We start from the raw sequence: 26,219 nt of genomic DNA on the forward strand, positions 1-26,219 counted from the left end.
TCCCAAAGGGGGTGACTGTACTTTCTCAACACCCGATTCAGAGAGGTGTTCCAGATGCACTTAACCGCAGGTCAGAGGTGGCGCAATGACCGTTCTCACGCCACTTTCACGGGGTGCGGGAATGACCTTCGGAACGGCCAGTCCACGCAGTCCGTACAAGCCCTGGCCAGCCGTGTCCCGTCACCGGGACAGCCCTCCTCGGTGAGCCTTTCCTCGGTTCACCAGGGCTCGGCGACGGGGTACGTTCGGACTCAGCCCGAGTGCGGCCCGACGGCATGTGTCGAATCGGGGCGCGGCACGTCTCGCTATGAGACCCAGAGTTTTTGGACCTGGACCGGGCCCCCGCGATTTCCTGACGGAGAAATAACGCCGCCCAAATACCGCACGGCCTTCTTTCGGACCGCTCCGACGAGTTCCGCCACGGCCGCCCCTTCCGCCCCGTGCCGCCGCACGGCATCCGCCTAGACCGAGAGCGAGTAGAACCGTGTCTGCCGACCGCACGCGCACCGATGCCGGGCCCGCCGGGGAACCCCTCTTCCGCAGCGGCACGATCCCGCTGGTCGTCTCCGGGGCCACCCCGGAGGCCGTACGCACGCGGGCGGAGCGGCTGCTCGCGCTCCACGCCGAGGACCGGCCCGCGGTGCGGGACCTCGGCCTGTCCCTGGCGGCCGCCCACGCCTCCGCTCCCCCCGACGCCGCCGAGGAGCACGCCGGGCGCGCACCGACGTCGGCGCGGCACCGGGCCGTCCTGTGGGCCGACGACGAGGGCCGACTCGTCGAGGAGTTGACGGCGCTCGCCGAGGGCGGCCGCAGCGCCACCCGGATCAGCGGGGTCGCCGGGGCGCTCGACCGGGCCGTGTTCGTCTTCCCCGGCCAGGGCCCGCAGTGGCTCGGCATGGCGGCCGGACTCCTCGACGACTCCGACGTGTTCCGTGCCTCGGTCGACGCGAGCACCCGCGCGCTCGCCCCGTACATCGACTGGTCCCTGGAGGACGTGCTGCGCGGTACGCCCGACGCGGCGTCCCTGGACCGCGACGACGTGGTGCAGCCCGCCCTGTTCGCCGTGATGGTGGGCCTGGCCGAGCTGTGGCGGTCCTTCGGGGTGCGGCCGGCCGCGGTGCTCGGGCACAGCGTCGGCGAGATCGCGGCGGCCGTGGTCGCGGGCGGCCTGTCCCTGGACGACGGGGCGCGGGTGGTGTCGCTGTGGAGCAAGGCGCAGGCGCGGCTCGCGGGCCTCGGCGGGATGATCTCGGTGACGGCCACGCGGGCGTACCTGGACACGAAGGTCGCCCGGTGGGGCGACCGCCTCTCCGTCGCCGCGGTCAACGGGCCGCAGTCCGTGGTCCTTTCCGGCGACCGTGACGTGATCGACGTGCTCCTCGAGGAGTTCGCCGCCGAGGACGTGCGGGCCCGGCGGATCCCCGTGGACCTCGCGGCCCACTCCTCGCACATCGAGGCCATCCGCGAGGAGATGCTGACCGGGCTCGCGCCGGTGCGGCCGCGCTCGGGGAACGTGCCCTTCCACTCCACCGCGACCGGCGACTACTTCGACACGGCCGGGCTCGACGCCGCGTACTGGTACGCCAATCTGCGCGGCACGGTCCTGTTCGAGCAGTCGACCCGCGCCCTGGCGGCGGACCACGACGCCTTCATCGAGGTCAGCCCGCACCCGGTCCTCACCATGGCGCTCCAGCAGACCCTGGACGACCTCCGGTCGGACGCCGTCGTGGTGGAGTCGCTGCGGCGCCGCGAGCCCGGGACCCGCCGGTTCCTCACCTCGGTGGCCCGCCTGCACGCCGGGGGCGCCACGGTGGACTGGCGGCCCGCGTTCGGCCCGGACGCGAAGCCCGTCGAACTGCCCGAGTCCGTCCTGCCGTTCGCCGACCCGGTACCGGACGCCGACGCTCCGAACGGAGCGGACGCCTCGGCCGACGAGTCCGCGCAGGAGACCGTGGCCCGCCTCCTCGACGTCGTACGTGCCGAGATCGCCGCGGTCCTCGGCCTCGACGCGGACGCGGAACTCGACGACACCGGGGCGTTCAAGGACCTCGGCTTCGACTCCGTACGCGCGGTGGAACTGCGCAACCGCCTGGTCGACGCCACCGGGATGCGCCTGCCGGTGACCATCGTCTTCGCGCACCCGACACCGGAGCGCCTCGCCCAGCACCTCGCCGCGCAGCTGACCGGCACCGCGGATGCCACGAGGCCCACGGCACCCGCGGCCCGGCGGAGCACCGACGCGGACGAGCCCATCGCCATCGTCTCCATGGCGTGCCGCTTCCCCGGCGACGTGACCTCGCCGGAGGACCTGTGGCAGCTCGTCGTGGACGAGCGTGACGTCATCTCCGGCTTCCCCGTCAACCGCGGCTGGCCCCTGGACACCCTCTTCGACGGCGACCCGGACCGCGCGGGCCGCTCCTACACGCGCCAGGGCGGATTCCTGCACGACGCGGACGAGTTCGACGCCGAGTTCTTCGGCATCAGCCCCCGCGAGGCCCTCGGCATGGACCCGCAGCAGCGCCTCGTCCTCGAAACCGTGTGGGAGGCCCTGGAGCGGGCCGGGGTCGACCCGGCCGCCCTCGACGACACCGACACCGGCGTGTACCTGGGCGCGCTCGCGCAGGACTACGGCCCGCGTCTGCACGAGGCCGACGACAAGGCCGGCGGGTACCTGCTCACCGGCAACTTCACCAGCGTCCTCTCCGGCCGCGTCGCCTACACCCTCGGTCTGCGCGGCCCCGCCGTCACCGTGGACACCGCCTGCTCCTCGTCCCTGGTGGCCCTGCACATGGCCGCGCAGGCGCTGCGCTCCGGTGACTGCGAACTGGCGGTCGCGGGCGGCGTGACGGTGATGTCGAGCCCAGGCATGTTCGTCGAGTTCAGCCGTCAGCGCGGGCTGTCCCCCGACGGCCGCTGCAAGGCCTTCGCGGAGGACGCGGACGGCACGGGCTGGGCCGAGGGCGTGGGTGTGCTGCTCCTGGAGCGGCTCTCCGACGCGCGCCGCAACGGCCACGAGGTCCTGGCCGTCGTGCGCGGCTCCGCCATCAACCAGGACGGCGCAAGCAACGGCCTCGCCGCGCCGAGCGGTCCGGCCCAGGAGCGCGTGATCCACGCCGCGCTCGCCGCCGCCGGGCTCTCCCCCGCCGACGTCGACGCGGTCGAGGCGCACGGCACCGGCACCCGGCTCGGCGACCCGATCGAGGCCGGCGCACTCCTCGCCACGTACGGACAAGGACGCGCGGACGAACAGCCGCTGTACCTCGGCTCGTTGAAGTCCAACATCGGGCACACGCAGGCCGCGGCCGGGGTCGGCGGCATCGTCAAGATGGTCCAGGCGATGCGCCACGGCACCCTGCCGCGCAGCCTCCACCTCGACCGGCCCTCGTCGCACGTCGACTGGAGCGCCGGCGCGGTGCGCCCCCTGTCGGAGGCGCTGTCCTGGCCCGAGACCGGCCGTCCCCGGCGGGCCGGGGTGTCCTCCTTCGGCATCAGCGGCACCAACGCGCACGTGATCCTGGAGCAGGCGCCGGTGGAGGGGGCCGTGCCGGGTGAGGCGGTCGGGGACGATGCCGACGGGGTGGCCGCCGAGAGCGGATCGGTTGCTGACGCGAGCGGGTCGGACGGCGCAGAGAGCGCAGACAGCGCAGACAGCGTGAGCATCCCGGCCGCCCCCTGGCTCCTCTCCGGCCGCACCGAGGACGCCCTGCGCGCCCAGGCGGCCCGTCTGCATGCCTTCGTCGCCGAGCAGGCAGGGCACCCCGAGCACGCCGAGCGGGCCGCCCTCGCGGACATCGGCCTGACGCTCGCCACCGCGCGCACGCGTTTCGCGCACACCGCCGCCGTCGTCGCCCAGGACCGCGAGGGCTTCCTCGGCGGCCTGGCGGCGCTGGCGGACGGCGCGCCCTCCGCCGACGTGGTGCGCGGTCCGACGGGCGCGGCCGCGAACAGCGGCCGGACGGCGTTCCTGTTCACGGGGCAGGGCAGCCAGCGCCACGGCATGGGCCGTGAACTGTACGAGTCCCAGCCGGTGTTCGCGGCCGCCTTCGACGCGGTGTGCGCGCAGTTGGACCGGCATCTCGAGGTGCCTCTCAAGGACGTGGTGTTCGCCGCGGACGACGCCCGCCTGCACCGGACGGAGTTCACGCAGCCCGCCCTGTTCGCGCTGGAAGTCGCGCTGTTCCGGCTGATGGAGCACTTCGGGATCGCTCCCGACCACCTCCTCGGCCACTCCGTCGGCGAGATCGCCGCCGCCCACGTCGCGGGCGTCCTCGATCTCGCCGACGCCTGCACCCTGGTCACCACCAGGGGCCGCCTGATGCAGTCCGCCCCGGCGGGCGGCGCGATGACGGCGATCGAGGCCACCGAGGACGAGGTACGCGAGGCCCTGGCCCCCTACACCGGGCGCCTCGACATCGCCGCCGTCAACAGCCCCGGCTCCGTCGTCGTCACCGGAGACACCGACGCCGCCGCCGAACTCGCCGCGTCCTTCCGGGAGAAGGGCCGCCGCACCACCGACCTCAAGGTCAGTCACGCCTTCCACTCGCCGCACATGGACGGGGTCCTCGACGCGTTCCGCGAGGTGGCCGCCGGGCTGACGTACGCGCCGCCCCGCATCCCCGTGGTCTCCAACGTCACCGGCCGCGTCGCCACCGCCGAGGAGCTGGCCGACCCCGAGTACTGGGTGCGGCACCTGCGGCACACCGTCCGGTTCGCCGACGGCGTCCGCACCCTGCGGGACGAGAAGGTCACGACGTACGTCGAGCTGGGCCCGGCGCCCGTGCTCGCTGCGATGGCCCGGGCCTGCCTCGGCGAGGAGGGACCGCAGCCGGTCGCCGTGCTGCGCCCCGACCGCCCCGCGGCACAGGCCTTCGCCACCGCGCTCGCCCACCTCGCGCTGCACGGGGCCCCCGTGGACTCCGGCGCGCTGTTCCCCGGCGCCCGCAGGACCGTGCTGCCCACGTACGCCTTCCAGCGCCGCCGCTACTGGCTCGACACCCCCGCGCCCACGGGCGACGCCACCGGCCTCGGCCTGGAGTCGGCGGGGCATCCGCTGCTCGGCGGCATGACGAGCCTCGCCGGGGGCGACGGCCTTCTCCTGTCCGGGCGGCTCTCGGCGCACACGCACCCCTGGCTCGCCCAGCACCGCATCGCGGGCTCCGTCCTGGTGCCCGGCGCGGCGCTCGTGGAACTCGCCGTCGCCTCGGGCGACCGGGCCGGGCTCGGGGGCCTGCGGGAGCTCGTCCTCGAAGAGCCGCTGCGCCTGCCCGACGACGGCATCCGCCTCCAGCTCACCGTGGGACCCCCGGACGACTCCGGGGAGTGCTCCGTCGCCATCCACTCGCGCCGGGACCCGGCGGCGGAGGGGTCCGTGTGGGGCGAGGGCGAGTGGATGCTGCACGCCTCGGGCGTCCTCGCCGCGGCCGGAGCGCCCGCGCCCGCGTCCGACGGGCGGGAGAGCTGGCCGCCGCCCGGCGCCCGGCCGCTCGACCACGAGGGTCTGTACGCCCGCCTGGCCGACCTGGGATACGCGTACGGCCCGGCGTTCCAGGGGCTGCGGGCCGCCTGGCGGTCGGGCTCCGACCTGTACGCCGAGGTGGCGCTGCCCGACGAACAGCACGCCGAGGCCGCGGAGTACGGCCTGCACCCCGCACTCCTCGACGCCGCCCTGCACGCCCTGCTGCTCGGTGAGCCCGACGCACCGGGCGCGCTGCGCCTGCCGTTCTCGTACGACGGCGTCACCCTGCACGCGGCCGGAGCCACCCGGCTGCGCGTCCGGCTCACCCCCGGCGAGGGCGACGGCGTCGTCCTCGAGGCCACCGACCCCGCCGGGCAGCCCGTGCTCACCGTGGACTCGCTCACGATGCGCCCGGTGCCGCTCGACCGGATCGCCGCAGGGGGCGGCAGTGTCCGCGAGGGCCTGCAGCAGCTGGAGTGGCACCCGGTCCCGGCCGTCAACGACACACCCCGCAGCGGCCGTTGGGCCGTCCTCGGCGACGGCGCCTCCGGCCTCACCGGCACGGCCCACCAGGACCTCGACTCCCTGGACGCCGCCCTGGCCTCCGGCGAACCCGCTCCCGACGTCCTCGTACTCCCGTACCGCACCCCCGAAGACCGGCGCGAGGACTTGACGGCGACCGGGGACGCGGTCCGCCGGACCCTCGCCACCGTGCAGCGCTGCCTCGCCGACGAGCGGCTGCAGTCGACCACGTTCCTGTTCCTGACCCGCGAGGCCGTCGCCACCGCGTCCGGCGAGGACGTCCGCGATCTGCCCGGGGCCGCCGTGCACGGGCTGCTGCGCACCGCGCTGAGCGAACACCCGGGCCGCTTCGCCCTCCTGGACACCGACGGCGGCGACAGCGGCGACAGCGGCGACGGCGGTTCCGCCGAGGGCCACGGCTCCACCGGGATCGACACCGCCGCCGCCCTCGCCGTGGCCGACGGGATCCAACTGGCCCTGCGCGGCGGCACACTGCACGCACCCCGCCTCACCCGCACCTCCGTCCCCGAGGACGCGGAGGTTACGCTCGACCCGGACGGCACCGTCCTGGTCACCGGCGGCACCGGGGGCCTCGGCCGACTCGTCGCCCGGCACCTGGCCGCCCGGCACGGGGTGCGGCACCTGCTGCTGTGCAGCCGCAGCGGGCACGCCCCCGAACTGGTCGCGGAACTGGCCGGTTCGGGCGTCACCGCGACCGTCGTCGCCTGCGACGTCACGGACCGGGAGCGGCTGGCCGAGGTCCTCGCCGCCGTACCGACGGAGCACCCGCTGACGGCCGTGGTGCACACGGCGGGCGTCCTCGCCGACGCCACGCTCGACAACCTGCGTCCCGACGACGTCGACCGGGTCCTCGCCGCCAAGGCCGACGGCGCCAGGCACCTGCACGAACTCACCGCGGAACTGGACCTGGCCGCGTTCGTGGTGTTCTCCTCCATCGCCGGGCTCCTCGGCAACCCCGGCCAGGGCGCCTACGCCGCGGCCAACGCCCACCTGGACGCGCTGGCCCAGCACCGGCGCGCCCACGGCCTGCCCGCGACGTCGCTGGCCTGGGGGATGTGGGACGCGGCGGCCGGGGGCATGGCCGCGAAGCTGTCCGACGCGGACGTGGCGCGCTGGAGCCGCAACGGCATCCTGCCGCTGTCGGCCGAGCGCGGCATGGAGCTGTTCGACGCGGCCCTGGCCTCGGGTGAGCCGCTGCTCGTCCCGGTCGAGCTGGACGTGGCGGCGCTGCGCGCTCCCGACACGACCGCGCCCGCGCTCCTGCGCACCCTGGTGCCCCGCACCCGCTCCCGCCGCCGCGCCGCGGACGGCGGCGCCGGGACCGGCGCGGACTCGTGGACCGCGCGCACGGCCGCGCTTCCGGAGGCCGAACGCCGCCGCGCCGTACAGGACTTGGTCGCCTCGACGGTGGCCGCCGTGCTCGCGCTGCCGAGCGCCGCGGGCATCGCCCCGGACGCGGCGTTCCGGGAGCTGGGCCTCGACTCCCTGTCGGGCCTCGAGCTGCGGAGCCGCCTCGGCACGGCCACCGGCCTCAAGCTGTCGGCCACCGTGGTCTTCGACCACCCCACCCCGTCCGCCCTCACCGACCACATCGTGTCCCGGCTCGACCAGGCTCCCGCCGCCCGCCCCGGCGCACCAGGCGCCGCCCCGGCCACCGTCCGCGACGACGACCCGATCGTGATCGTCGGCATGGCCTGCCGCTACCCCGGCGACGTCCGCACCCCGGACGACCTGTGGCGGCTCGTCTCCGACGGCACCGACGCGATCGGCCCGTTCCCGGAGAACCGCGGCTGGGACGTCGAGAACCTCTACGACCCGGACCCCGAGCGGCCCGGCAAGTCCTACACCCGGCACGGCGGCTTCCTGTACGACGCGGACCGCTTCGACCCCGAGTTCTTCGGCATCAGCCCGCGCGAGGCGGCGGGCATGGACCCGCAGCAGCGGCTGCTGTTGGAGACCAGCTGGGAGGCCGTGGAGAGCGCGGGCATCGCGCCGACGGCCCTGCACGGCAGCCGTACCGGTGTGTTCTGCGGCGTGATGTACAGCGACTACACGTCACGGCTCCGCGCCACGCCGGAGAGCGTGGAGGCGTACGGCTTCACCGGCAACTCGCCCAGCGTGGTGTCCGGCCGCGTCTCCTACACCCTCGGCCTCAAGGGCCCCGCCATCACCGTGGACACGGCGTGCTCCTCGTCGCTGGTCGCCACGCACCTGGCGGCGCAGGCGCTGCGCAACGGCGAGTGCGAGTACGCCCTCGCCGGAGGCGTCACGGTCATGTCGGCGCCCGCCACGTTCATCGAGTTCAGCCGCCAGCGCGGCCTCGCCCCCGACGGCCGCTGCAAGGCCTTCTCGGGCACGGCCGACGGCACCGCGTGGAGCGAGGGCGCCGGTGTGCTGCTCCTGGAGCGGCTCTCCGACGCCCGCCGCAACGGCCACGAGGTCCTCGCGGTCGTGCGCGGCTCGGCCATCAACCAGGACGGCGCCAGCAACGGCCTCACCGCCCCCAACGGCCCCTCGCAGGAGCGGGTCATCCGCGACGCCCTGGCCCAGGCCGGGCTCTCCCCCGCCGACGTCGACGCCGTCGAGGCGCACGGCACCGGCACCCGGCTCGGCGACCCGATCGAGGCGCAGGCGCTCCTCGCCACGTACGGCCAGGACCGGGACGCGGAGCGGCCCCTGTACCTGGGCACGCTGAAGTCCAACATCGGGCACGCGCAGGCCGCGGCCGGGGTCGGCGGCATCGTCAAGATGGTCCAGGCGATGCGCCACGGCACCCTGCCGCGCACGCTGCACGTGGACGAGCCGACGCCGCACGTCGACTGGGACTCCGGCGCGGTGTCGCTGCTCACGGACGCCAGGCCCTGGGAGGCGGGCGCGGCGCCGCGGCGGGCCGGTGTGTCGTCGTTCGGCGTCAGCGGCACGAACGCCCATGTCGTCCTGGAAGAGGCACCGGTGGTCGCCGAGTCGCCCGAGCGCGCGGGGCGGTCCGGGGAGCCGGGGGGCGAGCAGCCGGAGTCCGGGATGTCCGCCGGGCCGGGGCTCGTGCCGTGGCTGGTGTCGGCGCGGGGTGCCGGGGCGCTGCGGGCGCAGGCGGCGCAGTTGCGGCCGCTCGCGGCCGGGGCGGGCAAGTCGTCCGCCGGGGCCGCGGAAGCAGGCGGAGCCAACGGGTCCGCTGCGGCCGTCCTGCGCGACGTGTCCGCCGAGATCGCCTTGTCCGACGCGTCCGCTCAGACCATCCGGTCCGTGGCGTCCGTCGCGTCCACCGAAGCCGCCGGGGCAGCCGGGGTCGTCGGGGTCGTCGGGGCTCCCGACGCGGTGGCACTCGGCCAGGCGGACCTCGACGTCGGCCACTCCCTCGCCGCGTCCCGCGCCACCCTCACGGACCGCGCCGTGATCCTCGCGGCCGACCGCGCGGAGCTGCTCGCCGGGCTCGACGCCCTGCGCGCCGGCGAGGCGGCGGCGAACGTGGTGACCGGCGGCGTGGCGGGACCTGTGCGCACCGCGTTCCTGTTCACCGGCCAGGGCAGCCAGCGGCCGGGGATGGGCCGTGAACTCCACGCCCGTTTCCCGGTGTTCGCCGCCGCCCTCGACGAGATCTGCGACCGGATGGAGTCGGTCGCGGGCATCGCCCTGCGCGAGCTGATCTTCGCCGAGGAGGGCAGCCCCGAGGCGGCCCTGCTCGACGAGACCCAGTACACCCAGCCCGCCCTGTTCGCCGTCGAGGTCGCCCTGTTCCGGCTGATGGAGCACTTCGGGATCACTCCCGACCACCTCCTCGGCCACTCCGTCGGCGAGATAGCCGCCGCCCACGTCGCGGGCGTCCTCGACCTCACCGACGCCTGCACCCTGGTCACCACCAGGGGCCGCCTGATGCAGTCCGCCCCGACGGGCGGCGCGATGACGGCGATCGAGGCCACCGAGGACGAGGTGCGCGAGACCCTCACGCCCTACGCCGAGCGCCTCGACATCGCCGCCGTGAACGGACCCACGTCCGTCGTCATCACCGGAGACGTCGAAGCGGCCCTCGAACTCACCCGCGTCTGGCGGGACAAGGGCCGCCGCACGTCCCGGCTGCGCGTCAGCCACGCCTTCCACTCGCCGCACATGGACGGCGTCCTCGCCGACTTCCGTGCCGTGGCGGCCCGGTTGACGTACGCGGCGCCCCGTATCCCGATCGTCTCCAACGTCACGGGCCGCGTCGCGGACGCCGCCGAGCTGGCCGATCCGGACTACTGGGTACGTCAACTGCGCGGCACCGTCCGCTTCTTCGACGGCGTGCGCCACCTCACCGCGGACGGCGTCACCGGCTTCCTCGAAGTCGGCCCGGACGCCGTGCTCACCGCCATGGTCCGGGGCAGCGAGGGCGAGGACGTCACCGTCGCGCCGCTGCTGCGCCGCGGCCACGACGAGGTCCGCACCGTCACCACGGCACTGGCCCGCGCCCACGTCGGCGGAACCGGCGTCGACTGGAGCGACTTCTTCCCCGGCGGCCGTACGGTGCCCCTGCCCACCTATCCCTACCAGCGCGAGCGGTACTGGCTGAGCGCCCCGACCGCCCCGGCTTCCCCGGCGGCGGCCACGGGCCAGGGCCACCCGCTGCTCGACGACGGCGTGGAACTCGCCGACGGGCAGGCCCTGTTGTTCACGGGGAACCTCGACCCGTACGCCGAGCCGTGGCTCGCCGATCACGTCATCGCCGGTTCCGTACGGCTGCCGGGCGCCGCCATGGCGGAGTTCGCCCTGTACGCGGCGCGGCGCACCGGCGCGGCGCAGGTGGCCGACCTCACCCTGGAACAGCCGCTGTCGCTCGCGGAACCCGCCGCGGTCCAGGTCATCGTCGGCGCGCCCGCAGACGACGGCAGCCGCTCCCTCGCGCTCTACTCCCGGCCCGCGAGCGCGCCGGCCTCCCCGTGGACGCGGCACGCCACCGGCGCGCTGGATCCGGACGGGGCCGTCGGGGTCGGCGGGCTCGGCGGATCCGACGCGGCCGGTGGGTCGACGGCGGCCGCGCGAGGTCCTGCCGACCTCACCGCCTGGCCGCCCCGGCAGGCCGCCCCGGTGCCGATCGACGACCTCTACACCCGCCTCGCCGACCGCGGTTACACCTACGGCCCCGCCTTCCAGGGCCTGCGCCGTCTGTGGCGCGCCGGGGCCGAGCTGTACGCGGAGGTCGGCGCGCCGACGGGCGCGCTCGGTGCCGGGTTCCTGCCGCACCCCGCCTCGCTCGACGCCGCCCTGCACTCCCTGCTCGGCGCCGCCCAGGACGACGACCGGCTGCTCGTCCCGTTCGCGTGCAGCGGCCTGAGGCTGCACACCGACGGCGCCGGGGCCACCGGCTCCATGAACGGCACCGAGGACTCCCCCCTGCGCGTGTTGCTGCGGCACGGCGGCGGCGACACGTACTCCCTCCTCATCGCCGACGCGACCGGCGCGCCGCTGCTCAGCGCCGACGCGCTCACCCTGCGCGAGCTGCCGCCCGGCACGGGCCAACCGGACGACAGCGCCGCGCTGTTCGCCCTGGACTGGACGGAGCAGAAGCTGCCCACGTCCGCTCCGGCGGGCATCTGGGCGCTGCTCGGCCAGGGCACGGACGGGCTGCGCGACACCGTGCGGGCGGGCGGCGTGACCGTCCGCGCGCACGCGGCCCTCGACGACCTGCTCCGCACGCACGACGACGGGGCCCCGGCGCCCGACGTCGTCGTCCTCACGCTCGGTGGGGCCGCCGCACACGGCGACCTCATCGGATCCGGCGCGCCCGGCCTCCCGGGCGGAGCCAATGGGTCCGCGGCACCCCGCGGATCCCACGCACCCGGTGGGTCCACCGAACATGGCGGACCCACCGGGGCGGCCACCGCCGAAGTACTCGAACTCGTCCAGCGCTGGCTCACCGAGGACCGGTTCACCGCGAGCCGCCTCGTCCTGCTCACCCGGGGCGCGGTCGCCGCGGCCGACGGCGAGCACCCGGACCCGGCGCGGGCCGCGGTGTGGGGTCTCGTCCGCTCCGCCCAGGCGGAGCACCCGGGGCGGTTCACGCTGATCGACACCGACGACCACCCCGAATCCGTCCGCGCCCTCGTGCGGGCCGTCGCCTCCGACGAACCCCAACTCGCCGTCCGCGCCGGTACGTCACTCGCCCCGCGGCTGCGCGAGCACCAGCCGGGCGACACCGCGGCGGTGCCGTTCGGCGAGCACAGCAACGTACTCATCACCGGTGGTCTGGGCGCCCTGGGCCGGGTCGTGGCCCGTCATCTGACGGAGCTGCACGGCGTACGCCGCTTCGTGCTGACCGGGCGGCGCGGCCTGGACACGCCGGGCGCCGAGGAGTTCATGGCGAAGCTGGAGGCCGCCGGGGCGCAGGTGACCGTCGCGGCCTGCGACACGGCCGACCGGGCCGCCGTGGCCGCGCTCCTGGACGGGCTCGAGCAGCCGCCGACCGCGGTGGTGCACTCGGCGGGCGTCCTCGACGACGTGCCCGTGGAAGGGCTCACCCCACAGCGTCTGGACGCCGTCCTGCGGCCCAAGGCGGACGCAGCCCTGCATCTGCACGAGCTGACCCGGCACCTGGACCTGTCGGCGTTCGTCCTGTTCTCCTCCCTCTCGGGCATGCTCGGCACCGCGGGCCAGGGCAACTACGCGGCGGCCAACACCTTCCTCGACGCCCTGGCGCGGCGGCGGCACGCCGAGGGGCTCCCCGCGGTGTCGCTGGCGTGGGGCCTGTGGGCGGGCGAGGGGGACATGGCCGCCGGGCTCGGGGACGCGGACCTGCTGCGCCTGTCGCGGTCCGGTGTCGCCCCGCTGTCCGCCGACGAGGGCCTCACCCTCTTCGACGCGGCGGTGGCGGACGGGGCGCCGGTCCTGGCCCCGGCCCGGCTCGACCTGCGCGGACTCGACTCCGGCAGCGTCCCGCCGGTCCTGCGGGCCCTTGCCCCGGCGGCGGCCCCGGCACGGGCGGCCGGCGCGCGGCCGGCCGAGACTCCGGCCGCCGTGCTGCGCGGCCGTCTGTCCACGGCGCCGCACAAGGAGCAGCGGCACATCATCCTGCAGGCCGTGCGGGCCGAGGTGGCCGCCGTCCTCGGGCACGCGGCTCCGGAGCGGGTCGCGGCGGCGAGCCGGTTCCAGGACCTCGGGTTCGACTCGCTGACGGCCCTGGAGCTGCGCAACCGGCTCAGCACGGCGACCGGCGTCCGGCTGCCTCCGACCCTGGTCTTCGACCACCCGAGCCCCGGCGCCCTCGCCGACCGCCTCGCGGTCGACCTGGTCGTGGGGACGGGCGGGCCGCGGGACGCGGCGGACCAAGGCGCGCCGTCGGGCTCGGACGGGGCCGACGGAGTTGACGGAGCCGACGGGGTCGAGGGTCCCGGCGACGACAGCGCCGTCGACGCGATGAGCACCGACGAGTTGGTGCGGCTCGCCCTGGGCGCCGAACCCGGCGACTCCGGCGACTCCGCGTAGGGCGCGACACAGCGGCCCTGGTTCCGGGTGGCACTTCCCCCGGAACCAGGGCCTCCTGCGTGTCTGGACTCTGGTGGGCCCGCTGAGCCCACCGGGCCCACCGGATCCGCCGCGTCGTCAGTCGGCGCTGACCTCGGCCTCGATGGCGTGGAACGGCGGGGCCTGTGGCAGCGGCGTGACGGACGTGACCGCGAGCCCGGCGCGGCGGCACACCTCCTCGAACTCCGCGCGGGTGCGTTCCCTGCCGCCGACGTTCACCAGCATGTTCAGGTCGCTCAGGTAGATGCGCCCGGCGGTCGCGGGGTCGACGATCTCGGAGAGGACGGGCTCCACGATCAGGACGCGGCCGCCGGGCGGAAGCGCCGCGCGGCAGTGGCTCAGGATCGTGACCACCTGGTCGTCCGACCAGTCGTGGACGATGCTCTTCATCATGTGGAGATCGGCGCCCTCGGGCACCGAGCGGAAGAAGTCCCCGACCACCAGGGAACATCGGTCGGTGAGGCCGTCCCGGCTCAGGGTGGCCGGGGCCTGGGCCAGGCCCTCCTCGGTGTCGTAGATGACGCCGTTGACGGCGGGGTGCTCCCGCAGCACGGCGCCGAGCAGCGTGCCGTCGCCGCCGCCGATGTCCATGACCGTCTTGAACCGCCCGAAGTCGACGGCGCCCGGCAACGCCGCGGCCGTCTGCCGGGTCCCTTGGCTCATCGCCGTGTTGAACTCGGCCGACAGGTCCGGGTGTTGCTTGAGGTGGCCGAAGAAGTCCGTCCCGAAGACCTTGTCGAAGGCGACGTCGCCGGTGCGGACGCTCTCGTCCAGCTGCTCCCAGCCCCGCAGCATCATCGGGTCGGTGAACATCCGGGCGATGGACGCGAGGGAGCCGGGGCGCGCGGGGTCGAGGAGGGCACCGGCGGGCGTGACGGCGAAGGTGCCCGCGGCGCGTTCCTCCAGCAGGCCCATGCTGGCCAGGGCGCGCAGCAGCCGCGCCATGGACTGCGGGGCCGCGGCGGCCTCGGCGGCCACGTCGTCCGCCGCCATCTCCTTGTCGCCGATCAGCTCGACCACCCCCAGCCGCAGGGCCGCGCGCATCGTCTGCGCCGCCACGCCGCCGAAGGCGTACTCGATGACCAGGCGCGCGTCGTCGGGAGTGGTCTCCCGGGCCTCGTCGTTCGTCACTGTGTCTTCCCTTTCGCCAAGTGTGTCTTCTGCTTCGCCCAGTACGTCGTGTGCGCTTCGGCGTGTGTGCCGGAGCCGGTCCGCTGCGCGACCTCGACCTGTGCGTCCGCGCCCCTGCACTCACCGCTGTCCCCGTCGCCGTCCCCGTCGACGTCGGCCTCCGCGGACGTCGTCCACCGCGCCAGCTCACCCGGCGTGCACCCGGTGAACGCGAGGACATCGCGGTGGAGGTGGGACTGGTCGGTGTATCCGCACGCCAGCGCGGCCTCGGCCACGTCCGCGCCCGCGCGCAGGCGCCGGGCCGCGCCGTGGAAGCGGACGAGCATCGCCGCGCGTTTGGGGGTGAGGCCGACCTGGGCGGTGAATCTGGCCCACAGCCGCTTGCGGCTCCACCCGCACGCGGCCGCCAGGCCGTCGACCCGCACCCGGCCCCGCCGGGCGACGATGGCCGACCAGCTCGCGGCCACCTCCGCGTCCGCGGAGGGCGCCCGCGCCGCCCGCTCGACGAGGAACCGGTCGACGACGGCGAACCGCTCCGGCCAGCCCCCGGCATCGTTGATCCGTTCGCCGAGCCGCCGCCCGCGCGCTCCCCACAGCTCCTCCAGGCCGGTCACGGTCCCTTGGAGGTCGGCGGGCGCGGTGTCCATGAGCGCGTAGGCGGCCAGGGGCGACAGACGCAGCTCGACGCAGGAGAACCGCCCTGAGCGGATGCGGGTCGGTCCGGGCACGGGCCCCGCGACGACGCTGTCCAGGACCGTTCGGCCCGAGCCGCCCTCGACGTGCAGCGGAGCGTCGCCGAAGCCGAGGACGACGGTCACGAACGGCTGCGGGAACACGCGCATGTCGATGCGTCCGCCCGCGTGCGAGCGGTACCCGGCCATGTGGACCCCGCGCACCGCGGCTCCGCCGACGGGCCGCACGGTGTCCCAGCCGTCTTCGGGGTCGACGCCGTCCATGCCCCCACCCTGGCCGGTTCCGGCCTGCTCGTCTTGGACGAATGTTCCCCGCCCCGCCCTGGGGCCGTTGCCCGCCCTAGGCGGGGACGCGGGGGCTCACCAGCATGCGGATGTCGTCGGCGGCCCAGAGCACGAACCGCTCGACGGGCGTCACCTCGTGGCCCGGCTCGGGCCGGAACCGGAAGCGTTTGAGCAGGACGGCCAGGATCAGTTCGGCCTCGACCACGGCCAGGTTCGCGCCCTCGCAGCTGCGGGGCCCGATGCCGAAGGGGATGTGGGCGAGCCGCGGCCGTTTCGCGATCTCCTCGGGCGTGAACCGCTCGGGGTCGAACCGCTCTGGCTCGGGCCAGTGCTCGGGGTTCATGTGGACGGCCCAGAAGGGATAGAAGACCGTCGCCCCGGCGGGGATCTCGTAGTCGCCGACGACGAGGGCGTCGGTGGTCTCCCGCGCGCCGTAGGGCCCGGGCGGGTAGAGCCGCATCGACTCCTTGAGGACCATGTCCAGGTACGTGAGCCGGCGCAGGTCGGTGTAGTCGGGCGCGGCGCGGTCGCCGAGCACGCGGTCCAGTTCGTCGGTGACGCGCGCGGTCACGTCGGGGTGCCGGGCGAGCAGGTGCAGGGTCCAGGAGACGGCCACGCCCGTGGTGTGGTGGGCGGCGAGGAGTGTCGCCATGACCGTGTCGCGGATGCGCGCGGGCTGTTCACCGGCCTCGACGAGCGCTCCGATGAGGTCGCTGCGGTCCGCGCGGCCGTCGGAGCGGTGCGCCTCGACCACCTGGTCGACCGTCGCGCGCAGCCGGGCCAGGGCCGCTTCCGCGCGCTCGGCGCGTTCTTCCTGCGTGCCGGGGACCGGCGCTTGGTAGAGCCGCCCCAGGTACTCGGTGAGGACGTCCTCGAACGCGGTGATGACGGTGTCGGGGTCGGCGGCGCCGGTGCCTCCGAGGGCGTACTCGCAGATCATCCGCAGGGTGAGCGCGGTGAGGTCCTTCTGGAGCTCGACGGGCTCGCTGTCGCCCCGCACGGCCCAGCGGTCGGCGAGGTCCTTCGTCAGCGCGGTGAAGGTCGCGAAGTGCCGTTCGTGGGAGGGGCGTCCGGCGAACACGGAGAGGAGGATCCGTCGCCACGGCGTGTGCTCGGCGGCCGGGAGGACCTGGAGGTTGTCCGCCTCGCACAGCGGCGCGAGGAACTCGAACAGCTGGTCGGGGCGTTCGTTGAGGTGCGCGGTGGCTTCGAGGAGCACGGGGTCGGCGACGGACACGGCCGTCTCCGCGCCGGGCAGTTGGAACCGCACGACGGGGCCGTACTCGGCGTGCAGCCGCAGTTGGTACTGGTGCAGCCCGCCCGCCTCCGTGACGGCGGCCACGCCGCCGTCCGGCCGGGGCGCCGGGCCCGGAATCTTCATCATGCCCATGGCCGGATTTCCTCCTCGTGCAGCCGCCCCACCAGAAAACCCCCACCCCGCGGGCCAGTTCCACTCCATTCGAGCCATTCGATCCACGGATACCGGCCCCTCCGGCTGCTCCGGCCGCTCCGGCCCCTGCGGCCGCTCCGGCCGTGCGGACCGCTCGCGAACCCGTCAGAGCCGTTCGCTCCGCCGTCCTTCGGGGCGGTCGGCGGGGGCGGCGTCGCGTGCCGCCCGATAGCGGGTGATGAGCGCGGTCAGCTGCGGGTTGAAGCCCTCGGCGGCCTCCAGGGCGGCGTCCGGCAGGGGGTCGTCGGGGGCGTAGCCGAGGGCGGGCCTGCCGTCGAGGTGTGCGCGGAGGGCGTCGAGGTGGTCCAGGAGGGCCGCGTCCCGGGCCTGCTCGGGGGTGAGGGAACGCAGCCACGCGAAGCGCTCGGCCGGTGCGTCGGGACGGGTCGGCAGGTCCCGGCGCAGGCCTTCGGCGCGCGCGGACAGGGTGTTCCACACCGGCAGTCGCAGGGCCGCGACCAGGTCGCCCGGTGCGGCGCGCGTGGTGGTGGTCATGCGTCCACGTTCGCAGGGGCCACTGACATCGGCGCGGTGCTGGGGCGGCGATTCGGGTGGGTCAGCCGTCCGGGCCCGCGCGTTGCGGCAGGTGGGGCAGCCGGTGGCGGCGCCCCGGGCCTCGGTGGACGCGGTCGGCGGGCGGCGGGCTCGCCCTCAGGCCCCGGCGGGCGTGCCCGGTGGGCGGCTCGCGGTGAGCACGGCCCGATGGACGGCTCGGGCGAGGCGGGCGCCCCACAACGACCTCGGCCCGGCGAAGGCGTGCGCCTCTTCCCCGGCACGCGGGACGCGCGCGGCCACGCACACCGCGTCCGTGGGGGTGCCCGAGCAGTCATGGGAGGCGTCCAGGAGTGCCTGCACCTTGGCCTCCGTGGCGGTGGCGACGGCGTTCACGAGCGCGGCGTCGGTCAGGGCCGTCGGCAGCGCCACGACGATGTTGATCGTGCCGGGGCGGGCCAGGAGCAGGGACCCCTCGTCCGGGGCCGCCGCCCAGCCGCGCACCCGGATGCCCGCGGTCACGACGGCTTCCACGCCGCCGTCGTCGGCGTGGGCGTACGCGGACACGTCGGCGGCCGTCATCAGGCCGACGCCCGGTCCCTCGGCTCCCGCCGCGCGGGCGAGTTCCGCCAGGTGCCGCTCCGGGTCGGTGCGCCGATAGCCGTGCGAGACCTGCGCGTTGAGCACCCAGGAGCGCTCCCCGATACCGCCGCCGAGGACGGCGCTGCTGACCATGCGCCAGCCGGGCCCGGGGCGCCACAACAACGCCCGCAGTCGTTCCCCGTCCTCATCCCTCGTACGCGTCTCCGGAGCCAACAGGCCCCTCTTTGGAGACGGCAGGCCGGGTTGCGCCGCGGGACCGCGCGTCGCGGGACTCGGTATGGCGGAGGGCACGGGCAAGGACCTTTGCGGAGAGACTGAGCGGCAGGTGATCGTACGCCGCCGCCGTCGGCTGCCGCGCCCCCGCCCCGCCCGAAGCACCGCCCTCCCAGGAGTAGCGCCATGAACGTCTCGATCGTGCTGTTCACGTCCGACCTGCGGCTGCACGACCATCCTCCGCTGCGCGCCGCGCTCAAGGAGGCGGATGAGATCGTGCCGCTCTTCGTCCGTGACGAGCGCGTCGACGCCGCGGGGTTCGCCGCGCCCAACCGCCTCGCCTTCCTCGCGGACTGCCTGAAGGCGCTGGACGAGGCCCTGCGCGAGCGCGGCGGACGCCTGGTCGTACGGTCCGGGGACGTGGTGGAGCAGGTGGCGGCCGTGGTCGCGGCGACGGGTGCCTCATCGGTGCACATGGCGGCCGGGGCGAGCGGCTTCGCGCAGGCCAGGGAGCGGCGACTGCGGGCCGCGCTCGCGGAGCGGGGCCTCGCCCTGCACGTCCACGACTGCGTGGTGACGGCGGTCGCGCCGGGCGCGGTGACCCCGGCGGGCAATGACCACTTCGCCGTCTTCACGCCGTACTTCAGGCGCTGGTCGCAGCAGGGCGTGCGGGACGCCGTCGCCGCCCCGCGCGCTGTCCGCGTCCCGTCCGGCCTCGACTCCGAGCGGGTGCCGAGGCGCGCCGACGTACCGGAGGTGTCGCCCGGTGTGCCGCCCGGCGGCGAGGCCGCGGCGCGGGCCGGGCTCGCGGCGTGGCTGCGTTCGGGGATCGCGGGCTACGCGGACGGTCACGACGATCTGGCGGGCGACCTGACCTCACGGCTCTCCCCGCATCTGCACTTCGGCACGCTCTCGCCCGTGGAGCTCGTCCACCGCGCGGCGAAGAAGGAAGGGCCGGGTCCGGACGCGTTCGTACGCCAGTTGTGCTGGCGGGACTTCCACCACCAGGTGCTCGCGGCCCGCCCGCGCGCGGCGTCGGCGGACTACCGGGACCGGCACGACCGCTGGCGCGACGAGGACGAGGCCGCCGACGACATCGAGGCGTGGCAGCGGGGGCGCACCGGGTTCCCGGTCGTGGACGCCGCGATGCGCCAGCTCGCGCACGAGGGGTGGATGCACAACCGCGGCAGGCTGATCGTCGCGAGCTTCCTGACGAAGACGCTGTACGTGGACTGGCGCGTCGGCGCCCGGCACTTCCTGCGCCTCCTGGTGGACGGCGACGTCGCCGCCAACCAGCTCAACTGGCAGTGGACGGCGGGCACCGGCAACGACACCCGCCCGAACCGCGTCCTCAACCCCGTGCTCCAGGGCAGGCGCCACGACCCGGACGGGACGTACGTACGCCGCTGGGTTCCCGAGCTGGCGGATCTGGACGGCGCCGCGGTGCACGAGCCGTGGCGGCTGGCGGGGCTCGAGCGCGCCCGGTTCGACTACCCCGAGCCGATCGTCGATCTCGCCGAGGGCCTGGCGCGCTTCCGCGAGGCCAGGGACCGCGGCTGAACCAATTGCTCCGCTTGTTCCGGGGGTGGCGTCCGGGCCTGGGTGGGGCACCGTGAATGATCGAGGTCATGCTCCTCGAGTCCCTGTCCGTCGCCGCCCTGATCGTCGTACTGGTGTGCGCCGTCGTCCGTCCCTTCGGGCGGCCCGAGGCGGTGTTCGCCGTGCCCGCCGCGGCCCTCGTCATCGTCACGGGGGCGATCCCGCTGGACGACGTGCGCGACGAGGCGGCCCGGCTCGGGCCGGTGATCGGCTTCCTGGCGGCCGTCCTCGTGCTCGCCAAGCTGTGCGACGACGAGGGGCTGTTCCGGGCCTGCGGCACCTGGACGGCCCGCTGGGCCCGGCACCGGCCGCGGCGGCTGCTCGGCTCGGTGTTCGCGCTCGCGTCGGTCGTGACCGCCGCGCTCAGCCTGGACGCCACGGTGGTCCTGCTGACCCCGGTGGTGTTCGCCACGGCCACCCGCATGGGCACCTCCGCGAGGCCGCACGCCTACGCCTGCGCCCATCTGTCGAACACGGCGTCGTTGCTGCTGCCGGTGTCGAACCTGACGAATCTGCTGGCGTTCACCGCGACGGGCCTGACGTTCACCCGGTTCGCGCTGCTTATGCTGCTGCCGTGGCTGGCCGCGATCGCCGTGGAGTACGTCGTGTTCCGCCGCTACTTCGCGGCCGACCTGGACGCGCCCACCGACGACGACGGGGCCGAGGAACGCCCGGAGGTGCCGCTGTTCGCGCTGGTGACCGTGGCCGCGACGCTCGCCGGGTTCGCCGTGGCGTCCGCGGTCGACGTCGACCCGGCCTGGGCCGCGGCGGCCGGCGCGGCCGTGATGGCGGCCCGCGCCCTGGCCCGGCGGCACACCACACCGGCGGCCATCGTCCGCTCCGCGAGCCTGCCGTTCCTTGCGTTCGTCCTGGCCCTCGGCGTCGTCGTCCGCGCCGTCATCGACAACGGCCTCGGCGACGCGCTCGGCCACGCCCTGCCCGACGGCACGTCGCTGCCCGCACTCCTCGGCACCGCCGCCCTGGCCGCCGTCCTCGCGAACCTGATCAACAACCTGCCCGCCGTGCTCGCCCTCACCCCGCTCGCCGCCACCTCGGGCCCCGGAGCGGTCCTCGCCGTCCTCCTCGGGGTCAACATCGGCCCCAACCTCACCTATGCGGGCTCCCTGGCCACGCTGCTCTGGCGCCGTATCACCCATCACCACGAGCACGACGTCCGGCTCAAGGAGTTCACGGTCCTCGGGCTCCTGACCGTCCCCGCTGCCCTGCTGGTCTCCACCCTCGCGCTGTGGGCGTCGTTGCGGGTCATCGGCACCTGACACCGCACCTGACAGGCACCGCACACAGCGCCTGCCGAGGTCCCGGTCCCGGAGGACCCGGCGCGACCTCAGTGCGAGCAGGGGCGGCCGCGGTCCCGCGCCTCACCGGTCATGGCGATGGCCGCGTCGAGGCGGTCCCGGGTCTCCAGCATGCCGGTGATCTGCCCGTCGATACGGGCGCGTTCGGCGCACAGCAGCTCCAGGACCTGCGGGGTCACGTCCTCGGTCTCGAAGCAGGGCAACAGTTTCACGATGGTCTTGCTCGCGAGCCCGGCCGCGTACAACTGCTGGATCCACCGGACGCGCTCGACCGCGGCGGCCGGGTAGTGCCGCTGGCCGCTCGGGCTGCGGTCCGCGGACAGCAGGGCCTGCTCCTCGTAGTACCGCAGCGCCCGCACGCTCACCCCGGTCGCCGCCGCGAGTTCACCGATCCTCATGAGCCCTCCTCCGATCGCGCACGCCCCACCGGCCGCGCGCCGCCGCCCGCCGTACGTGGTCCCGGCCAGACTTGGTCCCGGCCCGCCGCCACCCACACTTGCCTCTGACGTCAACGTCAGGTTTTAGCGTAGCCGACGCACCACCCCGCACTCGCCGGTACTACGCGAAGGACACCACTGTGACCAGCCTGTTCGACAGCTTCCAGCTCGGGGGCCTGACGCTGCCCAACCGCCTCGTCATGGCCCCCATGACCCGTGCCCGCGCCACCGCCGACGGCATCCCCGGCGAGCTCACGGCCACGTACTACGCGCAGCGCGCCACCGCCGGGCTCATCGTCACCGAGGGCGTGCAGCCGAGCCTCACGGGCCAGTCCAACCCCCACACCCCGGGCCTGCACACCGACGAACAGGTCGCCGCCTGGCGGCCGGTGACCGACGCCGTCCACACCAACGGCGGACGCGTCTTCGCCCAGCTCATGCACGCCGGGCGCGTCGGTCACCCCGACGTCGCCGGGCGCCATCCCGTCGCGCCGTCCGCCATCGCCCTTGAGTCACCCCTGTTCACAGGCCCGCGCGGCCGTCGGGCCGCCCCGGTCCCGCGCGCCCTCACCACGGCTGAGGTCCGGGACGAGGTGCAGGTCTTCGCGGACGCGGCACGGCGGGCCGTCGACGCCGGGTTCGACGGCGTCGAACTCCACGGCGCCAACGGCTATCTCATCCAGCAGTTCCTCTCCTCCAACACCAACCGCCGCACCGACGCCTACGGCGGATCGATCACCGGCCGCATCCGCTTCGCCGTCGAGGCCACCGAGGCCGCCGCCGCGGCCATCGGCGCCGACCGTGTCGGCCTGCGCCTCTCCCCCGGCGGCACCGTCTGGGACATCGTCGAGGACGACGTGCCCGAGCTGTACGCCGCCCTCGTCGCGGCCCTGGCCCCTCTCGGTCTGGCCTATCTGCACGTCCTCACCGGCACCGCCGAGGACACCCTCGTCGCGCTCCGCAAGGCCTGGCCGGGCGCCTACATCGTCAACCCCGGCGGCCAGATCGACCCGCGGGCGGGCGACCGGGCCGCCGGCGAGCACTGGCTCGCCCAGGGCGCCGACCTCATCAGCTACGGCCGCGCCTTCCTCGCCAACCCCGACCTCGTCGAGCGCTTCCGCGCGGACCTGCCCCTGGCCACCGCCGACCCTGACACCTGGTACCAGGGCGGCACGGCGGGCTACGCCACCTACACCAGCTACCAGCACTGATCAGGCGCCGGCGAGCAGGTCCTGGCGCAGGCGGCGCGTGATCTGCCGCACCAGCCGGAGGTGGCGTTCGAGGCGATGGTGGACCGGCAGGCCGTCCCGGAGGCGACGTGGCTCTCTATTCTCATGCTCCGCGCAGTCGCGGCAACCTCATGGGCGGCGGTAGGACAGGGCAACGGCGCCTGTCGCGGGGATGGTGATGGCGTGGGAAAGCCGCCATTTCGACGAGAGGCCTTCGGGCAGCAGGCGTACTCCTCGGCCGAGGGTCGTCGGGAGTACGGTCATGCAGAGTTCGTCGATCAGGTCGGCCTTGAGCAACGCCTGGATGACGCTGGCGCTGTTCAGGACGAGGATGTCGCGGCCCGGCGCTGCCTTGAGAGAGCGCACCTCGGTTTCGAGGTCGCGGGAGACCCGGGCGTTGGTCCATTCCGTCTTGTCGAGGTCGGACTGCTGCAGGGTCGTAGAGATGACCACCTTGTCGACGGTGGCAAGCCAATTGCCCAGATCGCGGGTCCGGGCCGAACTGCTCGGGTCACTGGTCAGGCCGGGCCATACGGAGGTGAAGCCCTCCCAGTTGACGCGGCCCATGACCGCTGTGCTCACTCCGCGCCAGATCCCCTCATACATGACTTCGCTCTGCTCGCTGGTGATGTGTTCCATGGCCCAGCTCATGTCGTCCTCGGGGCCTGTACTGGTGTAACCGTCCATCGAGACGACAGCGTCGGCGATGACCTTGCGGTGTTGTTCGGTGTGCGCGGGCATGGTGGGTCCCTTCTGACGGGTGACGTTCATCCTGTAGGACTCCTGGCACCACCGGAACTCATCGCCCGGTGAGCGTTCCGGGCCCGACCCGGCAAACGCGGCCGTTCCTGAATGTGTACGGACAATCTCGCACAGAACGCCCTGTCGGCCACCCCAGAAGAACGTCTGTGGCGCCCTCGCTCCGCGACGTCCACGCCTTCTGCTCCCTTCCTGCTGTCTTCTTTCGGTCTTCTTTGATCCCGTCGCGGATGCTCAGCCCGCGCACCCACGGCCATGCGACTGGGACGTGATGCCTCTGCCGGGACTCCAACTTGCGCTTCTCAGTTGCCTCTTCGGCCGGGGCATGTGCGCAGTCCCGAGAACCACCGAAGGGCTACCACCTTCCACAGCTAGTGAGCCCGGCGGGAGGGGGGTGCCCGGGCGCGAGCGCCCCCCTCACTACGCTCGTCCCAATGGGCCTGGACATCAACGTGCTGATCGCCGACTGGTCGTGGCTCGGCGGGGTGCCGCCCGGCGAGAGGCTGCCACGGCTGCGAGAGGCCTGGTACGCCGACGAGACGGGCCTGTGGGACCTCGGTCCGGACGCCGCGTGTGCGGTCGAGGGTGAGTGGCAGTGGCCGCATGGGAGCGGCGATCCGCTCTTCGGGCTCTACGAGTTCCGGCACACCCTCGGTTCGTTCAAGGCGCACTTCTGGGCCGGGGAGCGGTGGGAGGCCGTGCGTGACCACGCCGACCCGGTGCTCCGGTCCGGGCTTGCGTGCAGGTCCGGCCCTCCTCCCGCGCGCGGGCGCCGCCGTCCCGCACGGCGTACTGCTCGCACGGTCACCCGACGGCGTGCGGCGCCTGGCCGGGACGTGGGAGCGGGTGCGGCCTCGGCTGGGTGCGTACCTTCGACGAGTTCACCGGCCTCCTCGAGGACTGGGGGCGCGGCCTCACCGAGGCGGACCGGCACGGCTGGTGCGGGGTGGGGCTCAGTGAGCAGGCACATGAACGGAGCGTTGATGACCGACACGAACGACGACCGCTTCCTCGACACCGTGGCCGACCGGCTCGCCGCCCTCCCCGGCGTGCGCGCCGTCACCCTCGGCGGCTCGCGGGCCCAGGGCACGCACACCCCGGAAAGCGACTGGGACTTGGCGGTGTACTACCGGGACCGATTCGACCCGGACGACCTGCGGGGCATCGGCTGGTCCGGGGAGGTCTCCGAGATCGGCGGCTGGGGCGGCGGCGTGTTCAACGGCGGCGGCTGGTTCACCATCGACGGCCGGGGCGTCGACGTGCACTACCGCGACCTCGACGTGGTCGAGCACGAACTCGCCGAGGCCCGGCAGGGCCGGTTCCACTGGGAGCCGTTGATGTTCCACCTCGCGGGCATCCCCAGCTACCTGGTCGTCGGTGAACTGGCCGTCAACCGGGTCCTGCGCGGCTCGCTGCCCCGCCCCGAGTACCCGAGCGCACTGCGCGCCGCCGCCCCGCCGGTGTGGCGGCAGCGGGCCGCCATGACCCTGGACTACGCCAAGTCCGCCTACGTGCCGCGCGGCCAGGCCACCGAGGCCGTGGGCGCCATCGCCACGGCCGCCCTGCAGTCCGCGCACGCCGTCCTCGCCGAGCGCGGCGAATGGGTCACCAACGAGAAGCAGCTCCTGCGCCGGGCGGGCCTGCGCGGCATCGACGCGGTCGTGGCGCGGCTGCGGCCGGACGACCCCGCCGCGCTGGCGCACGCGGTCGCCGAGGCGGAGACGCTGCTGCTCCCATGAGTGATCACGTACAGGATCAGGACGCGTTCCGGGCGGCGGCCTCGCGGTTGGTCGCGGCGCGTCACCCGCACGCTCTGGGCGCCCTGCTCGGCGGCTCGGCCGCACAGGGGCGGGCCACGGCGGGCAGCGATCTGGACGTGGCGGTGCTCCTGCCCGAGGGGGACCACAGCGGCCGGGAGGTGGTCCGGCACGAGGGCCGCGTCGCCGAGCTGTTCCTCAACACCGTCGCTGACCTGCCGGAGTTCTTCGCGTGGGACCGGGCCCGCCGCCGCGGCACGGTGCTGTTCCTCTACGACCAGGGCCTGCCCCTGGCCGACCCGCACGGCCATGTGGCCCGCACCCGCGCACTGGCCCGGCAGGTGCTTGCGTCCGGGCCCGCGCCGCTCACACCGGAGGAGCGGGAGTACGGCCGGTACGCGCTCACCTGCTACACAGACGACCTGGCCGACCTGGCCGACCTCCGCGCCCCGGGCGGCGCGATCTGCACCGACCCGGCCACGCGCTACGAGCAGTTGTCCGTCGCCGACCACGTCCTGCGCGAGGCGGCGCACCTGCTCACCGCCCACCGCGGCGCGTGGACGGGCATCGGCAAGTGGCTCCCCCGCAGGCTCCTGAACGCGGACCCGGTCCTGGGCGAGGCACTCCTGGACGGCCATCGGGCCGTGGCCGAACGGGCCGACCCCGTCCCCCTCGCCGCGGCGGCGGAGCAGGTGCTCGACCTGCTGGGCGGCCCCTTGCGCGAGGGGTACGGGCACCGCTGGAAGCCCTGACCCGGAGTCCGGTCC

At 74.6% G+C, this 26,219-nt stretch carries 13 protein-coding genes; 6 read left to right on the forward strand and 7 right to left on the reverse strand.

The genetic code is table 11. The features are described 5' to 3' along the window. Nucleotides 1-484: 484 nt before the first annotated feature. Complete coding sequence (locus tag ACFVHO_RS06300) at nucleotides 485-13,450, forward strand: SDR family NAD(P)-dependent oxidoreductase (protein ID WP_385710796.1); 12,966 nt, start codon at nucleotides 485-487, stop codon at nucleotides 13,448-13,450. A 117-nt stretch (nucleotides 13,451-13,567) separates the two neighbouring features. Here the strand turns inward: ACFVHO_RS06300 and ACFVHO_RS06305 are convergent, their stop codons facing one another. From ACFVHO_RS06305 to ACFVHO_RS06325, 5 genes are all read right to left on the reverse strand, one after another. Further along, a complete protein-coding gene (locus ACFVHO_RS06305) occupies nucleotides 13,568-14,620 on the reverse strand; it encodes a methyltransferase (protein ID WP_385710797.1) in 1,053 nt (350 codons plus the stop codon). Next, nucleotides 14,617-15,576: a helix-turn-helix domain-containing protein gene (locus ACFVHO_RS06310; RefSeq protein WP_385710799.1), complete on the reverse strand. Its 960-nt coding sequence runs from the start codon at nucleotides 15,574-15,576 to the stop codon at nucleotides 14,617-14,619. Before ACFVHO_RS06310 ends, ACFVHO_RS06305 begins: the two co-directional genes overlap by 4 nt. 76 nt (nucleotides 15,577-15,652) lie before the next feature. Next, on the reverse strand, nucleotides 15,653-16,978 hold the full coding sequence (locus tag ACFVHO_RS06315) for a cytochrome P450 (protein ID WP_385710855.1): 1,326 nt from the start codon (nucleotides 16,976-16,978) through the stop codon (nucleotides 15,653-15,655). A gap of 174 nt (nucleotides 16,979-17,152) precedes the next feature. Next, a complete protein-coding gene (locus tag ACFVHO_RS06320; RefSeq protein ID WP_385710801.1) occupies nucleotides 17,153-17,542 on the reverse strand; it encodes a hypothetical protein in 390 nt (129 codons plus the stop codon). A 156-nt stretch (nucleotides 17,543-17,698) separates the two neighbouring features. Further along, a complete protein-coding gene (locus tag ACFVHO_RS06325; RefSeq protein WP_385710857.1) occupies nucleotides 17,699-18,379 on the reverse strand; it encodes an adenosylcobinamide amidohydrolase in 681 nt (226 codons plus the stop codon). 162 nt (nucleotides 18,380-18,541) lie between these two features. On the opposite strand from ACFVHO_RS06325, the gene ACFVHO_RS06330 reads away from it, so the two are divergent. Together ACFVHO_RS06330 and ACFVHO_RS06335 are read left to right on the forward strand one after the other, a co-directional pair. Further along, nucleotides 18,542-19,915 (forward strand): cryptochrome/photolyase family protein, encoded by a 1,374-nt coding sequence (locus tag ACFVHO_RS06330; RefSeq protein WP_385710802.1) that lies wholly within the window; start codon nucleotides 18,542-18,544, stop codon nucleotides 19,913-19,915. 68 nt (nucleotides 19,916-19,983) lie between these two features. Beyond that, on the forward strand, nucleotides 19,984-21,231 hold the full coding sequence (locus tag ACFVHO_RS06335) for an SLC13 family permease (RefSeq protein WP_385710804.1): 1,248 nt from the start codon (nucleotides 19,984-19,986) through the stop codon (nucleotides 21,229-21,231). A gap of 68 nt (nucleotides 21,232-21,299) precedes the next feature. On the opposite strand, the gene ACFVHO_RS06340 is transcribed toward ACFVHO_RS06335, so the two are convergent. Beyond that, nucleotides 21,300-21,668 carry a MerR family transcriptional regulator gene (locus ACFVHO_RS06340; RefSeq protein WP_385710806.1) on the reverse strand — a complete coding sequence of 123 codons (369 nt, stop codon included), beginning with the start codon at nucleotides 21,666-21,668 and terminating at the stop codon, nucleotides 21,300-21,302. 179 nt (nucleotides 21,669-21,847) lie between these two features. Here ACFVHO_RS06340 and ACFVHO_RS06345 point away from each other — a divergent pair, with 179 nt between their 5' ends. Next, nucleotides 21,848-22,918 carry an alkene reductase gene (locus ACFVHO_RS06345; protein WP_385710808.1) on the forward strand — a complete coding sequence of 357 codons (1,071 nt, stop codon included), beginning with the start codon at nucleotides 21,848-21,850 and terminating at the stop codon, nucleotides 22,916-22,918. A gap of 147 nt (nucleotides 22,919-23,065) precedes the next feature. On the opposite strand, the gene ACFVHO_RS06350 is transcribed toward ACFVHO_RS06345, so the two are convergent. Continuing rightward, nucleotides 23,066-23,707, reverse strand: a complete 642-nt coding sequence (locus tag ACFVHO_RS06350; protein ID WP_385710810.1) for a dihydrofolate reductase family protein — start codon at nucleotides 23,705-23,707, stop codon at nucleotides 23,066-23,068. Nucleotides 23,708-24,678: 971 nt separating this feature from the next. Here ACFVHO_RS06350 and ACFVHO_RS06355 point away from each other — a divergent pair. Next, on the forward strand, nucleotides 24,679-25,434 hold the full coding sequence (locus ACFVHO_RS06355) for a nucleotidyltransferase domain-containing protein (protein WP_385710812.1): 756 nt from the start codon (nucleotides 24,679-24,681) through the stop codon (nucleotides 25,432-25,434). Further along, nucleotides 25,431-26,204: a nucleotidyltransferase domain-containing protein gene (locus ACFVHO_RS06360; RefSeq protein WP_385710813.1), complete on the forward strand. Its 774-nt coding sequence runs from the start codon at nucleotides 25,431-25,433 to the stop codon at nucleotides 26,202-26,204. Before ACFVHO_RS06355 ends, ACFVHO_RS06360 begins: the two co-directional genes overlap by 4 nt. Nucleotides 26,205-26,219 lie beyond the last annotated feature (15 nt).

It is taken from the genome of Streptomyces sp. NPDC127108, assembly GCF_042677545.1.
Classification (GTDB): Bacteria; Actinomycetota; Actinomycetes; order Streptomycetales; family Streptomycetaceae; genus Streptomyces.